Annotated in this window: 9 protein-coding genes; all 9 read right to left on the reverse strand. The window is 65.0% G+C overall.

The features are described from left to right. Positions 1-24: 24 nt before the first annotated feature. Positions 25-3147 (reverse strand): efflux RND transporter permease subunit, encoded by a 3123-nt coding sequence (locus WDO72_05265; GenBank protein MEJ0085066.1) that lies wholly within the window; start codon positions 3145-3147, stop codon positions 25-27. Further along, positions 3134-4144, reverse strand: coding sequence for an efflux RND transporter periplasmic adaptor subunit (locus tag WDO72_05270; protein ID MEJ0085067.1), 1011 nt, complete (start codon positions 4142-4144; stop codon positions 3134-3136). The genes WDO72_05265 and WDO72_05270 overlap by 14 nt, the downstream gene beginning before the upstream one ends. A gap of 43 nt (positions 4145-4187) precedes the next feature. Continuing rightward, positions 4188-5771, reverse strand: a complete 1584-nt coding sequence (locus WDO72_05275; GenBank protein ID MEJ0085068.1) for an amidohydrolase family protein — start codon at positions 5769-5771, stop codon at positions 4188-4190. 139 nt (positions 5772-5910) lie between these two features. Then, positions 5911-7500 (reverse strand): amidohydrolase family protein, encoded by a 1590-nt coding sequence (locus WDO72_05280; protein ID MEJ0085069.1) that lies wholly within the window; start codon positions 7498-7500, stop codon positions 5911-5913. Between the two features lie 13 nt (positions 7501-7513). Then, on the reverse strand, positions 7514-9022 hold the full coding sequence (locus WDO72_05285) for a M20/M25/M40 family metallo-hydrolase (GenBank protein ID MEJ0085070.1): 1509 nt from the start codon (positions 9020-9022) through the stop codon (positions 7514-7516). A gap of 3 nt (positions 9023-9025) precedes the next feature. After that, entirely contained in the window at positions 9026-10546 is a 1521-nt protein-coding gene (locus WDO72_05290) for a M20/M25/M40 family metallo-hydrolase (protein ID MEJ0085071.1), read from the reverse strand. A 96-nt stretch (positions 10547-10642) separates the two neighbouring features. Then, positions 10643-13990: a TonB-dependent receptor gene (locus WDO72_05295; protein MEJ0085072.1), complete on the reverse strand. Its 3348-nt coding sequence runs from the start codon at positions 13988-13990 to the stop codon at positions 10643-10645. 180 nt (positions 13991-14170) lie between these two features. Next, on the reverse strand, positions 14171-15166 hold the full coding sequence (locus tag WDO72_05300) for a FecR domain-containing protein (protein ID MEJ0085073.1): 996 nt from the start codon (positions 15164-15166) through the stop codon (positions 14171-14173). Further along, positions 15144-15788 carry a sigma-70 family RNA polymerase sigma factor gene (locus WDO72_05305; protein ID MEJ0085074.1) on the reverse strand — a complete coding sequence of 215 codons (645 nt, stop codon included), beginning with the start codon at positions 15786-15788 and terminating at the stop codon, positions 15144-15146. Before WDO72_05305 ends, WDO72_05300 begins: the two co-directional genes overlap by 23 nt. Positions 15789-15813: the final 25 nt, after the last annotated feature.

Here is a 15813-nt window from a genome sequence, read left to right on the forward strand (position 1 = left end):
CGTACGGCCTCCTTCGGCCGTACTTTAGCCCTTATGCGCCTGCAGCAGGCGATCGAGCAGCCGGCTGGCGTGCTCCGGCGAGCGCGTATTACGCGCCAGCAGCGAATAGACCGCCGGAACTGCCAGCAGCGTCAGGAACACGGACACCAGCGTCCCGTAGAACACGACGATGCCGATGGGGGTGCGCTGCTCGACACCGGCACCCGAGGCGAACACGAATGGCAGCGCACCGAACGCGGTGCACAGGCTGGTCATGAGAATGGGGCGCAGGCGCGCGCTCGCCGCGCGCACGACGGCTTCGGAGAATTCCACGCCGCGGTCGCGCAGCTGGTTGGCGAATTCCACGATCAGCACGCCATTCTTCGCCGCGATGCCGATCAACATGATCACTGCGATCTGGCTGAAGATGTTGATAGTCAGGCCATACGCCTTGAGCCCGAACACCGCTCCTAACAACGCGAGTGGCACCGTCACCATGATGATGAGCGGATGGATGAAGCTTTCGAACTGCGCCGCCAGCACCAGGAACACGATCACCAGCGCGAACACGAAGGTCAGGTACATCTGCGGGCCAGTGCGCTCGTACTCGCCGGCATCTCCATCCCACATCAACTGGGCCTCGGCCGGCAATTCTTTCGCGACGGTCGCACGAAACCATTCCATGGCCTGTCCGAGCGTGTATCCCGGCGCGAGATCCGCGCGGATCTCGACGGCGCGCAGCCGGTTGAAACGCGACAGCCGGATGGCGCCGGCCGCTTCTTCGAGCGTCACCACGTTCGACAGCGGAATCAGTTCGCCCGTGCGCTCGGAACGCACGCGAATGCCGACCAGGTTCGCCACCGACTGACGCAGATCGTCGCGGGCCTGCAGCACGACGTTGTATTCGCGCCCACGATCCACGTACGTCGTCACCAGCCGTCCGCCGAGCACGGTTTCGAGCGTGCTGCCCACATTGCGCAGCGACACGCCCAGCTCGGCCGCGCGATCGCGGTCGATCGACACCCGGATCTGCGGCTTGCGCTCCTTGTATGAGGTGTCGACGTTTTCGAGGCCGGGGTTCTGGTGCGCCAGATCCAGCAACTTGGTCGACCATTGCGAGAGGCGCTCGTAGTCCGGCCCGCCGATGACGGCTTCGATGCCGGCGGTGCCGCTGCGGCGCCCGAGGCTGCCCGGTTTGGCCGGGAAGACGCGCACCCCGGTCAGCGTCGACTTCGCCTCGGTCAGGATGTCGCGCAGGATGTCGTCCATCGGCCGGTCGCGATTTCCCCAATCCGTCGCCAGCACCACGGCGCGGGCGGTGTTCACGTTGCCGGTCTGCACGGTGCCACCGCCCGAGAAGTTAGGCACCCGCAGGATCACGCGTTCGATCTCGCCCTGTTTCATGTGCTTGAGGATGATGGCCTCGAGCTGCTGCGCGTTGGCGTCCATGTACTCGAAGCTCGAGCCTTCCGGCCCCTCGAGCGCGACACTGCCGCGCCCCACGTCGGCACCCGGCGCGAATTCCGACGGGATGGACACGAAGGTCAGCGCCCCCAGGCCCATGAGCACGAACAACACGCAGACCACCGTCCACGGACGCAGGATGATCGAACGCAGGACACGCTCGTATCGCGTCGCGAAGCGCCGGAAGAATTCATCGACGGCGCGCGCGAAGCGATTGCGCGTGTGGTCGCCGGCCGGTAGTTTGGAGGCCAGCATCGGCGTCAGCGTCAGCGACACCAGCGCCGAGAACAGCACCGCGGCGGCCAGCGTGAAGCCGAACTCGCGGAACAACCGGCCCAGATCCCCGGGCAGGAACGAGATCGGCACGAACACCGCGGCCAGCGTCAGCGTGGTGGCGATGACCGCGAAGCCGATTTCCTGCGTGCCGGTGACCGCGGCCAGCATCGGCGGCTCGCCGAGCTCGGTGCGCTGGTGGATGTTCTCGAGCACCACGATGGCGTCATCGACCACGAGACCGATCGCGAGCACCAGGCCGAGCAGCGTCAGCACGTTGATCGAATACCCCAGCGCATACATCACGACGAACGAGGCGATGATGGAGACCGGAATCGTGACCGCCGGAATCAGCGTGGCACGCAGGCTGCCGAGAAAGACGTAGATGATGGCGAGCACGGAAAAAAGCGCGAACACGATGGCGATCAACACCTCGTGCAAGGCCGCCTCGATGGCCACCGCGTTGTCGATGCTGATGGCGAGCGTCGCGCCGGCCGGCAACGTGGTCTGCAGGCGCGCGACTTCGGCGCGCACGGCGCGCGCAATCTCGCGCGTATTGCTCTTCGACTGCGCCTCGACCTGCAGCGCGATGCCCGCCAGGCCGTTGGTTCTCGTATACGAGCGGTCGTTTTCCGCCGCGAGCTGCACTTCGGCAACTTCGCTCAGGCGCACCAGGTGCCCGTCCGCGCCGCGCGCGATCACCAGCTTGCGAAAGTCGTCGGCCGAATCGAGCCCGACGATGGTGCGCAGCGAAAACTCGCGCGCGCGCGATTCGATCCGGCCCGCCGGCAGCTCGATGTTCTCGCGGCGCAACGTGTCCTCGATGTCGGACACGGCCAGACCGCGCGCGGACAATGCCTCCGGATCGATCCACAGCCGCATCGCCGCGCGCCGCGCACCACCCAGCGTGACGCGCGAAACGCCGGGCACGGTGGAGATGCGATCGATGAGGTTGCGCTCCGCGTAGTCGGTGATCTCGAGGTTGGACATCGAGGTCGAGCTGAACGCGAGCACAACGACGGACTCCGCGCTCGAATCGGCCTTGATGATTTCCGGCGGGTCCGCTTCGGGTGGCAGGTTGCTGACTACACGGGCGACGCGATCGCGCACGTCGTTGGCAGCGGCATCGACGTCGCGGGCCACGTCGAACTCGATGCGCACCGAGGACCGCTCGTCCTCGCTGTCGGACTCGACCTTGAGAATGCCTTCGATGCCGGCCACTGCATCCTCGACCGCCTGCGTCACGCGCGTTTCGATGATGGCCGCCGACGCACCGACGTATCGCGTCGACACGGAAACCACCGGGCGGTCGATGTCCGGATACTCGCGGATCCCGAGCCGGCTCAGCGAGATCAGGCCAAAGATGATGAGCAGCAGGCTGATGACCGTCGCGAAGACCGGCCGGCGTACCGAGATCTCAGAGATCAGCATGGGCGGCCTCGCGAACGGCCGAGCCCGCACGCACGTTCTGCACGCCGCGGATCACCACTCTCTCCGACGCGGCCAGGCCCGTTACGATCTCGACTTCACCGGGACGGCGCCGGCCCGTTCGCACCTGCCGCCGCTCGACGACATCGCCCACGACCACCATCAGGTACGAATTACCCTGCTCGGGAATGATCGCCTCTTCCGGGATCATCAAGACAGGCGCGGGCGGCGTGTGCACTTTCACCGTCATGAACATGCCGGGCCGCAGTGCGCCGTCGCCGTTCGGAATCTCCGCGCGTACGGCGATCGAGCGCGTGTCGATGTCGATGCGCGGATCGAGTGCGGTCACGGCGCCGTGGAACACCCTGTCCGGCAGGCCGGGTGTGGTCGCCGAAACCTTAAGGCCGCGCGCGAGCAGGAACAGGCTGCCCTCGGGCACCGTGAACTCGACCTTGATGACCGAGGTGTCGTCGAGCGTCGTGATGACGTCGCCCGGCGCCACCAGGCTGCCGACACTGACGCGGCGAAAGCCGACGTTGCCGTCGAAACCGGCGCGAATGACGGTGTCCGCGAGCCGCGAACGAGCGGCATCGAGCCGCGCGCGATCGCCCTTCACGGCCGCTTCCATCAATTCGAGCTGCGAGGCGGACACGATCTGCTGCTGCTGCAGCGAGCGGCCGCGCGTGAGTTGCGCCTCCGTCTGCGTGAGCGAGGCTTCCGCTTCGCGCACCGCCGCCTGCTGCGCGAGGCTGTCCAGTTCGACCAGCACCGCGCCGCGTTGCACGCGGCCGCCTTCGCGGAAGCGGATCGCGCTGATGAGGCTCGACACCTTCGTCGTCACCTGCACGGACTCGTTGGCGCGGGCCGTGCCGACCGCTTCGACGTCGATGCCGAGCTGCTGCAAGGTCGCGACGACGGTCACGACATCTACCGCACGGCGGTTCGCGTCGCCAGCCTTCGCGCCGTGTTTGTCGGAACGCGCACAGCCCGCCAACAGCACTGCGCAGGCTGCAACCGCCAGCCCGCAAGCTGCGCCTGCGGGCTTAATTCTTGAACCCCGGCGGCGTGATCTTTTTGCCGGTCCGCGCCTTCTCGGCGTCGACCATCGCCTTCACGTCGGCGAGCAGCTTGCGGGCGTCATACACGATGCCTTCCTTGATCGTGTATTTCACGCCGCCGACCCGCCCCACCGTGTCATTGTCCAAGAGCTTGATGTGGCCGGTGCCGTACAACACCTTGAAATTCGCCAGCGGGTTCTGATCGACGACGATGAGGTCGGCGAGTTTACCGATTTCCACGCTGCCCGTGTCCTTGTCGATTCCTAACAACTCCGCGCCGCTCAGCGTACCCGCCCGCACGACTTCCAGCGGATGGAAGCCTGCTTCCTGCAGCAGCTCCAGCTCGCGGATCAGCGTGAAACCGGTCAGCACGTTTTCATCGCTGCCCGTCGTGACGCGGCCGCCGCGGTTCTTGTATTCGTTGATGAACGTCATCCAGAGATGAAACTGCTCGCGCCATTCGGTTTCGTTTTGCGTGGTCCAGTCGTACTGCGAGGACCCATGCCGCAGCCTGCTGGGCGTGTAACGATCCGCGTAGTCGTCGGGAAATGCGTAGTCCGCGAACCACTCCTGGCCGCGTGCCTGCATGTAGTCGCGCTTTTTCTCGTACACCACCATCGTCGGGTTGAGCGTGTAGTCGAGCGAGATCATCTCGTTCATGACCTCGTTCCACTTCTCGGAGAACGGCGCGGCGCTCTGGGCGTACAGCTTGCCGCCCTCGCCAAACCGCATCTGCTCGTTCTGGTAGTCGAAGTCCGCCGGGAAATTCTGCACGGTGCGATCGGTGAACATCGCCTCGGGCAGGCCGTACCAGTGTTCCATCGACGCGCCACCGGCGCGTGCGCTGTCGAGGGCATTCCACCTCGCCACCATGGTCTGCCGGTGATGCGTCATGACGCGCAAGCCCACCTTGCGGGCTTCATCCAGCGCAGCGCCGATCACGGTCGGCGAAAAGCCGGCGTCCTTGATGCCGTCCGCGCCCGCTTTCTGCGCCATGTGCACCCACGCCCGGGCCGCGGCCTCGGTGGTGGGCAGGTTGAAGTGTGCGTCCGGATCGAAGCCGAAACGTAGATAGGCCTTGATCTTCGGCGCCGTGATGAGGTTCTGGGCGCTCTTCTGCTTGTGCCGCAGCACCCAGTTGAGCCCGTTGCCTGACCCAGGCTCACGGATGGTGGTGATGCCATGCGCCAGGTCCAGCTTGAATTGATACTCGGGATTTTTCCCGATGTGCTGGTGCGCGTCGATGAGGCCCGGCATCACGTACATGCCCGTGCCGTCGATCTCGCGGCCGCCTTCCTTGAGCTTCGGAACGTCGCGCGAGTAGGCCGAAGACCCGACGGCATTGATCAGATGAATGGACTTGATGCGTCCGTTTTCGATGACGATGTGCACCGGCTTGATCGGCGGTGCGAGCGAGCCTTCGATCAGCGTCGCGTTGCGGATGATCAGCTGGGTGTACGGACCTTCGCCCTCCTTGCGTTCCGGAGAATCGACGACGGTGCGTTCCGCGGCACCTGCCACGCCGAAAACCAGCGTCACGCAGAGAAGAGATATGAACGTATGTTTCATGGCGCCAACCTGCGGGTGCGAAACGACTCTCTCAACTATTGGCATGCGCCGGCCCCACCCTCCAGGTTCGGCGTCCCGAAGGGCAGAGCCGGCGCAACACCTCAGGCTCGGTGGCCTCAGGACCACCAGGCCAAACTGATCAAGGTTTGAATCCGGGCTGCACGATCTTCTTGCCGGTTTTCGCTTTCTCGGCGTCGACCATCGCCTTGACGTCGGCCAAGAGCTTCCGGGCGTCGTAGACGATGCCTTCCTTGATGGTGTACTTGACACCACCTACGCGGGCCACCGTGTCGTCGTCCATCAGCCGGATGTGGCCGGTGCCGTACAGCACCTTGAAATTGGCCAGCGGGTTCTGGTCGATGACGATGAGGTCGGCGAACTTGCCGATCTCCACGCTGCCCGTGTCCTTGTCGATGCCTAACAACTCGGCGCCGCTCAGCGTGCCGGCGCGCACCGCTTCCAGCGGGCTGAACCCGGCTTCCTGCAGCAGCTCCAGCTCGCGGATCAACGAGAAGCCATACAGCAGCTGGTCGTCGCTGCCGGTCGTGACGCGGCCGCCACGGTTCTTGTACTCGTTGATGAACGTCATCCACAGGTGGAACTGTTCTTTCCACGCGGTTTCATTGTCGGTGGTCCAGTCGTGCAGCGACGCGCCGTGGTGCAGCTTGCTGGGCACCATCCCGCGCTCGAAGGCGGACGGGAACGCGTAGGCGTCGAGCCATTCCTGGGTGCGCGCGCGCATGTAGTCGCGGAATTTCTCGTAGACCACCATGGTCGGATCGAGCGTGTAGTCGAGCGCCAGCATCTCGTTCATCACCGCGTTCCACTTCTCCGAGAACGGAGCCGCGGTCTGCGCGTACAGCCGGCCACCCTCACCGAACCGCCACTGCTCGTTCTGGTAGTCGAAGTTCGCGGGGAAATCCTGCACGGTGCGATTGGTGAACATCGCCTCGGGCAGGCCGTACCAGTGCTCCATCGAGGCACCGCCGCCGCGCGCGCTGTCGAGCGCATTCCAGCGGGCCACCATGGTCTGGCGATGATGCGTCATGACGCGCAGGCCCACCTTCTTGGCCTCATCCAGCGTGGGCCGGATCACGTTCGGCGAGAAGCCGGCGTCCTTGATGCCGTCCGCGCCGGCCTTGAGCGCCATGCGCACCCAGGCGCGCGCGGCTTCTTCGGTGGTCGGCAGATTGAAGTTCGCGTCCGGATCGAAGCCGAAACGTAGATAGGCCTTGATCTTCGGCGCAGTGATCAGATTCTGCGCGCTCTTCTGCTTGTGCTTGAGCACCCAGTTGAGCCCGTTGCCCGAGCCCGGCTCGCGCAGCGTGGTGATGCCATGCGCCAGGTCCAGCTTGAACTGGTACTCGGGGTTGTTGCCGATGTGCTGATGCGCATCGATCAACCCCGGCATCACGTACATGCCGGTGCCGTCGATCTCGCGGCCGCCTTCCTTGAGCTTCGGGATGTCGCGTGAGAACGCCGAGGAGCCCACCGCGTTGATCAAGTGGATCGACTTGATGCGGCCGTTCTCGATCACGATGTGCACCGGCTTGATCGGCGGCGCGAGCGACCCTTCGATCATCGTGACGTTGCGGATGATGAGCTGCGTGTACGGGCCTTCGCCCTCCTTGCGTTCCGGCGAATCGATGATTTCGGCCCGCTGCGCGAGGACCGCCGGCGCCGCGCACACCAGCGCGATGCAGACGAAGTGTTTCAGGGAGTATTTCATTTTGTTCAGGATCCTAGTTAGTGGCCACGCCCGGCTGGCCGGCATACGACACGGCGAACACCAGCGCATGTTTGATGCCGGCCCACAACGCGGTGACCGCCATGCTTTCCGTCACGTCGTGGCCGCCCTGGCGCGCATCGTCCGGCGTCTCCGCCTCGAACTTGCCCTTGCCGTGATCCGTGACTTCGCCACGGAACGACATGCCCGGCAGTCCGCCGGCATACAGGTTCTTGCAGTCGCCACAGCCCTGGCCGGCGATGATTTCCGGCGGAAAGCCGTACAACGCGTTGGCCGCGGCGGCGACGTACTTCGCCTGCGGGTTGTTGGTGAAGTCCCAACCCGGGATCTTGTCGTTGACCGGATCGCGGCCGGAGGTCTCGTTGATGTCGAAGATGAATCCGCAGCGCTCCTTGATGAAGTGCGGCGGATAACCCTTGGTCTCGAACTCCTCGCAGGATTCGGCCGCGATCTTGCGGACCTGCACCTGCATCTCGCGCAGCTGCGGCAAGGTCGCCGCGCGCATGTCGATACGCACCAGCGCCTCGGAAGTCGGACGGTTCACGACCGGCGAACCATCGACCATCGAGATGTTGAGGTAACGCTCGGCGCGCTCCGCTTGCTGCGGACGGCCCGCCGCGTCTTCGCCCGGCGTCACGCAGCGCAGGCAGTCCGGACGCGGGTCCGTGACTTCGCTGCGGATGCGGATCAGCGCGCGCGCCAGGATGTCCACGGCGTGCGTGCGCCAGCGCCGGTCGGCACCCGGAGATTCCACGACGCGCCGTTCGAACGGCGTGAAGAAACGCAACGTCGCGCGATTGGTGACGGGGCCGCTGCCCGTGGTCACGCCCTGCCCCGCGCCGCCGTGCAGCTGCACGAACGCATCGCCGCGTTTCCAGTCGAGGTTGTGCGGGTAATGCGCGCGCGCGAAATGCACCGCGCCCGGCGAACCCGTTTCCTCGCCCGAGAACGTGACGAACCAGACGTCGCCGTTGGTCTGCAGATTCGCCTTCTGCATGGCGCGCAGCACGGTGAACAACTGCACGACGCCGGGAATGTCGTCACCGGCGGCCGGGCAGTACACGCGGCCATCGCGCACGAACGCGTTCACCGGCTGTTCTTTCGGCCAGATCGGCACGTTGTCGTGGTGCGCATTGAGCACCACCGTCGGACCCTTGCCGGTGCCGCGGCGCACCGCGACGACGTTGTACAGGTCGTCGATGTACACCTCTTCCAGACCGTAGATGCGGAACATCTTGTAGATCTGGCGCGCACGAAATATTTCATCGTGCGACGGGCCGAGCGCGTTGCAGACGCCTATCCAGTCCTGGATCACATCGGACGGATCGGCGATCTGTTCTTCGACGAACTCGAGCGCGGTCTTGAGCTGCGGCGTGCCGAGGTGCCGCTTGACCACGGCCACCTCCTTGGACACATCGGGACCCTTCTGCGCCGCGGTGGGCTGCGCCGCGCCGAGCGCGACGAGCCCAACGACGACGAGCAGTTTGATTGTTTTCCCCGCCATGAGTTAGCGCGCCACGCCCGGCTGACCGGCGTACGACACCGCGAACACCAGCGCATGTTTGATGCCGGCCCAGATGGCCACCGTCGACATGCTCTCGGTCACGTCATGGCCACCCTGACGCGCGTCATCCGGAGTTTCCTGCTCGAATTTTCCCTTGCCGTAATCCGTGACTTCGCCGCGGAACGACATGCCGGGCAGTCCACCCTGGTAGAGGTTCGTGCAATCGCCGCAGCCCTGGCCGGAGTTGATCACCGGCGGAAAGCCGTACAACGCACTGGCGGCGGCCGCCACGTACTTGGCCTGCGGGTTGTTCACCATGTCCCAGCCCGGAATCTTGTCGTTGACCGGATCGCGGCCGTAGACCTCGTTGATGTCGAAGATGAAGCCGCAGCGTTCCTTGTTGAAATGCGGCGGGAAGCCCTTGGTCTTGAGCTCCTCGCACGACTCGGCCGCGATCTTGCGGATCTGCTCGTGCAGTTTGCGCACCGCCGGCCAGGTCGGAGCGCGCATGTCGATGCGCACGGCGGCCTCGGACGTCGGCCGGTTCACCACGGGCGAACCGTCGATCTGCGAGATGTTCACGTAGTGCTCCGCGCGAGTGGGCGTTTTTGCGCGGCCCGCCGCACCTTCGCCGGGACCTACGCAACGCAGGCAGTCAGGACGCGGGTCCGTGACTTCGGTGCGAATGCGGACGAGTGCCCGCGCCAGCACGTCGACGGCATGTGTGCGCCAGCGGCGATCGGCGCCCGGTGACTCCGCGACGCGCCGTTCGAACGGCGTGAAGAAGCGCAGCGTGGCGCGATTGACGATCGGACCGCTGCCGGTCGTCACGCCCTCGCCCGCGCCGCCGTGCAGCTGCACGAAGGCGTCGCCGCGTTTCCAGTCCAGGTTATGCGGATAGTGCGCGCGGGCGAAGTGCAGCGCGCCGGGCGAACCGGTTTCCTCACCCGAGAACGTGACGAACCATACGTCGCCCTCGGTCTGGAGATTCGCCGTCTGCATGGCGCGCAGTACCGTGAACAATTGCACGACGCCGGGAATGTCGTCTCCGGCCGCCGGGCAGTACACGCGGCCGTCACGCACGAACGCGTTGACCGGCTGTTCCTTCGGCCAGATCGGCACGTTGTCGTGATGCGCGTTGAGCACCACGGAAGGTCCCTTGCCGGTGCCGCGGCGGACCGCGACGACGTTGTACAGGTCGTCGATGTAGACCTCTTCGAGACCGTAGATGCGGAACATCTTGTAGATCTGCCGCGCGCGGAAGATCTCGTCATGCGACGGGCCGAGCGCGTTGCACACGCCTATCCAGTCCTGGATCACGTCGGACGGATCGGCGATCTGCTCCTCGACGAACGCCAGCGCGCTCTTGAGCTGCGCCGTGTCCATGTGCCGCTTGACCACGGCCAGCTCTTTCGACACATCGGGTGGGGCGCTCTGCGCCGGGACCGGCTGCGACATGCCGAGCGTTACGAACGCGAGCATGGCGCAGAGCAGTTTCAATGAGTGTTTGATCGTGGGCTTCATGGTCAATCCGGTCCCTCTGGGTGTAACGCTTGAAATCGCCGGGCCAGCCGTGCCCGTCGGGTGGACTTGCGTCCACCGCGGCGGGCCCGACCGGGCTCAGAATCGCTTGACGAACTCGATGGTCACGGTGCGCCCCGCCACCAGGGCGCCGTGCACGCGGCCGCTGTAACCGAAACCGAAGTTGCCGGAGGAAACCGGCGGCGCTTCGTCCGTCACATTGATGAGGCCGAGGCGGATGGACGAATCGGACAGCGCACCGCCCGCGCTTTCATCGAACTTGTAGGCACCGAAGGCATTGAAGTACAGGATGTCTTCGACGCGATAACGATAAACGTCGGAGTTGCCCGTGTACTGATGCACGATGTAGTCGGGTTCGCCGAATGCTTCGTACTGCGCGGCCGTGGTGGTCGCGAGACTGTCGGCGAACGAACCGATGAAGTACGCGCTCGCGCCCGCGCTCCATCCGGCGTTGCGCCACGTGATGTTGGTCGTGCCGCGCCACTTGGACACGCCGTCGACGTTGAGGCGCTCCGTATAGATGGCCGCTCCGCCGGGAACTTCGAGCGTGGTGTTCGATTCGGTGACCAGGGCCCAATCGGTATCGAAGGAGATGTCGCCGATGGACGTCGCCTTGTTGTACTTGATCGAGAAATCCCAGCCGGCGCTGATGCCGTCCGACAGGTTGAGCGGCGGTGCATCGATCTGGAACACGCGGCCGGCCACACCCAGCGGGTTGCCGGGGTTGGCGGCATTGTAGGTCGCGAACAGCGCGCGATCCGCGTCCGTCGGGGCCTCGCGAATGACCGCCGGGTCGCCCACGTAGTTAGCCGTGCCTTCGCCGAAGTTGATCGACGCCAGCGGTACGCCCGCGGCGATCTGCGCCCGGGTGTACTCCTGCAGCAGGACCATGTCGTTGTTGCGGATCTGCGCCGCGCTCAACGAACCGATCAGGTTGTCCTGCTTGATCTCCCAGTAGTCGGCCGACACGCTCAGGCCTTGCACGCCGGGAACATCGAGCACGAAGCCGGCGCTGATGCCTTCCGAATCGATGGGCCTGAGATCCGGATTTCCGGACGTGCCGTTGCGGCTGACGTACGGACCTTCGTTGGTCGCCGGGTTGCGGTAGATGTCCACGGCTCCCGGAGGTCCCGCGAAGCTCCACTGGTTCTGCATGTGCAGCAGCGGCAGGCTGGGCGCGGTGAAACCTTCGTTGTATGACGCACGGAGCATCAACGCCTGGATCGGGCGCCAGTTCACGCCGAACTTGGGCTTGGTGGTCGTGCCGAAGTCGCTGTAGTCCTCGTGACGGACCGACGCGTTGAGCTCGAGCGACTGGACCAACGGCACGTGGTTGTCGCGCGACACCAGCGGCACCACCGTTTCGGCGTAGAAGCTCGTGACCTTGCGATCGCCATCGGCATCCGGCTTCGGCGACGAGGGGCTGAAGTCGTTGTTGTTGGGGTCGAGTCCCGAGCCGACCGGATTCGTGCCGTGGAACGGCGGACGGAAGTCGGCGTATTCCTCGATGCGGTATTCCGCACCCGCGGCCACCGAGATGTCGCCGCTCCAGATCGACAGCACCGGGCCCGAGACCCGCGCGTCGACGCTGGTCAGCGTGCTGTTGCCGTAGCGGCGCCATTCCTGCATGAACGACTGGTACGTGCCTTCGGAGTTGGTGTGCGGCTGGTCCGCGACCACCTGGTTGCCGTCGACGCGGAACGTGTAACCGAACGGGTTGTACGCCGTCGCCGGATCCGTACGCGCCAGGGCCTCGTGCAACAGGCTCTCGCGCACGTGCGGTGTGTTGCGGTCGATCGCGTAGCTGTAGCTGTGTACGCCGCCGACTTCCCAGTTCCAGTTATCGGCGAACTTGCCGCGCGCACCCGCGACGATGCGCCAGGTCTGGCCGGAGACGGAGACTTCCTCGGGAATCGTGCTGAAAGGTCCGCTCACCAGCGTGATGGCGCGCGGCGTGCCGACGATGCGCGGCGTGCCGTCGGCATTGGGCGCTCCGGCCGGATCGTAGAAGCGCGAACCGTACGGGTTGTAAGGATTGTCGGCCGGCATCGGCGCGAGGTAATCCGCGGCGGGCGCATTGAGGCCGAGCGGACTGCGGACCAGCAGCGAATCCGCCTTGTAGTACGACAGGTCGCTGAACAACGTGATGTCGTCGGTCAGGTCGTACTCGAGGCTGGTGAACATGTTGAACCGCCGGCTGTCGCCGATGGCCATCGTGTAGTCGTTGCTGTTGCCGTAAAACTCCGGGTTGTTCGCGCGCGTCGGGGCCGTGGTCGTCAGCGTCATCGCGCCGTTTACCGGCCGGAAGTAGTTAGCCTGTGTGGACGTGCCGAGACGGAAGTTCCAGAACACACCGGTGCTGGCGCGGCCGTCGAACGGCCCGCCGGGCGCGTTGAACGGCGCGGGCACGCGCGTGAAGTTCTGCGCCGTGTCGGCGAATTCCCGGTCGCGCAGGTAGATGCCGTCGCGGTCGAACCAGTCGAGCGTGGTCAGCACGCGGAAGCGGCCTTCGGCGAATTGCTGCCCGTGGGTCAGCGTGAAATCGATGTTCTGGCCGCCCGGATGTTCGGGCGCGCCGTAACGCAGGCGGCCCTGGGTGCCTTCAAAATCGCGGGCGGTGATGTAGTTCACGACACCCGCAACTGCATCGGAGCCGTAGATCGAAGAGGCACCGTCGCGCAGAACCTCGATGCGCGCCAGGCCCTGCGTAGGGAGCTGGTTCACGTTGGGCGCGAAGTCCATGTCCTCCGTGGTCGGATGCGCCGTCAGGCGCCGGCCGTTCAGCAGCACCAGCGTGGAGCTGGCGGCGAGACCGCGCATGCTCACCGTGGAAATGTCGCCGCGCGCGCCGGAGCCGCCGCGCGGCGCTTCGCTCGCGGGCACACCCGTGACCTGCGGCAACGAGGTGAGAATTTCGACCGGCGTGAGCGCGTCGCGCAGGTTCATCGCGTCCTTGCTGAGCACGGTCATCGGCAACACACCGACGTCGCGGCGGCGCAGGTTGGAGCCGGTGACGACCACCTCTTCCATGGACTCCTCATCCGCGGCAGCGGCGGCGGGCGTCGACTCGGGCTCTGGCGTGCTCTGCACGGGCGGCGCAGCCTGCGCCACTATCTGGCCTTCCGGTCCCGCCTGCGCGATCAACATCGCGCCGCTCGGATCCGTGCGCAGCTCGAGCGGCGTTCCCTGCAGCAGGCTCGAGATGGCTTGTTTGGTCGTGAGGTCGCCGTGCGCACCCGAGGTGCTCACACCGCGTACGTGTTCCGGCCGGTAAACGAGATCCGCGCCGAATCGTTCCGAAACCGCGAGCAGCGCCGTGCGCAGCTCACCGGCGGGAATGTCGACCGGATCGGCGACGGCATGCGCCGCTGCGGAACACGCGAGAACGGCAGCAACGGCTCTGCGCACATCTGAATTCTTGATCATCCGAATCTCCCCGAGAAAAAACGAGTCTTGTTCTACGAATACATTGGTAGACGGATGGATTCGAAGAATCCCTCCAAGAGCTTTTCTCAGGGATCGATTAAAAGAATTCGCGGGTGAGAATCGGCGCGGATTGCACCAGCGAGTGATGCGAAAGCCGCGCACGCACCTCGAACGGGCGCGTTATTTCGAAGCGAGAACGATTCGGTCGTCGTCGATCGATGCGCGGACCGGAAAGCCGCTTTCGAGCAGCCGCACGAAGGCGCGCACGTTGTCCGGCCGGAAATTCCCTTCGACTCGCAGCGCGGCCACCGCAGGATCGGTGACGACGATCTTGCGCACGTTGTAGCGATTGAATTCGGAAACCGCCTCGCCCAGCGACAAATCGCGGAACGTGAGCACGCCATCGCGCCAGCTGAGCCGCAACTCGGCCTCTTCGAGGCTCTTGTGTTGCACCGAGACGCCCGAGCCGTTCGACACCGCGATCGCACCGGCGGTCAGATACACGGAGGCCGCGTCGCCGGCATCTTCCATGCGCACCTTGCCTTCGGTGACCACGACCACGACGGCGCCGCCCTCATTGCGCACCGAGAATTTCGTGCCGACGGCGATCACGCGTTTGCCGCCCGCCACGACGACGAACGGACGGTTCGGATCTTTCGCGACTTCGAAGAAAGCTTCGCCCTGCTGCAGATCGATGTGCCGCTCGTTTTGCGAGAGCGCGACTTTGACCTGGCTGTCCGTGTTCAACGTGATCTTCGATCCGTCCAGCATGGGGACTTTGGCCAGGCCGCCGATGGAGGTCGTGAACTGCTCGCCGCGTGCCTTCGGCAACTGGTACGCGAGCAGGCCGGCCGCAACCACGATGAGTACACCGGCGGCCTGTGCAATACGCCCCAGTCGCCGCGGCTGCTTATTCGGGTGTCGCGAAAAAAAAAGCGTGCTGAAATTCCATTGCCCGGGCGGTGGCGGCCGATCTCCGGGAATCCCGGCGCCCAGTGCCTTGAGCCGCGCGGATTCCTCCCACGCGAGTTCGAGGCGCAGGAACTCGACCCGATGATGGGTGGAAGCAGCCAGCCATAACGCGAGCCTGGCTTCGTCTGCCTCGTCCCATCGTTCGGAGTCGCGGCGAATGAGCCATTCGCTCGCGGTCTCTTCAATATCGTTTGTGCGCACCATGTCCATGGTTATTCTGGAAGGATTCTGCTCCATCTGCGTCGTCTATGACATCTGTGACATGTGCAAGCGAATTTTCGCGCATGTAGTGCGCGAGATTCCGCGCCCCGGTCCTCAGATGCTTCTCTACTGTCTTCTCCGCCAGTCCGAGCTTTTTGGCAACTTCCTTTTGCGACAGACCCTTCACGCGCCGCAGCCACACGACCTCGCGGCTCTTCGTCGAAAGACGGTCGAAGGCATGCGCGAGGCGTGCGAGTTCCTGATAGGCACTCACCCGTTGCTCGGGCGAAATTTCTTCGACCAGCGCATTCAGATGCTCGCTTTCTCCGGCGGCCTGGATGGGCACGATGCGTTCGCGTCGCACGCGATCGGCCATCAGATGGCGGACGGTGGCAAACAGAAAGGCCTTCGGCGCCTGCGGCCGCGCCTGGCGCGCCGCCTCGTACACGCGGATGTAGGCATCCTGCCTTATGTCAGCAATCTCGTCGCGACGCGGCCAGACGCGCGAGATGAATCGCAGGAGCATTTCCTCGTGACTGAGAATTTCCCGCTTGAACCAGTTGTCGAGGGACTCCAGCGCAAGCGGCCTCAACGCGGTACAGGACGGCGGCGGCAGGTTATCCATGAATGCTGGGGCTCCCGAGCGATCG

The sequence above is a fragment of the Pseudomonadota bacterium genome (genome assembly GCA_037200975.1).
In the GTDB taxonomy this organism is placed as follows: Bacteria; Pseudomonadota; Gammaproteobacteria; order Steroidobacterales; family Steroidobacteraceae; genus CADEED01.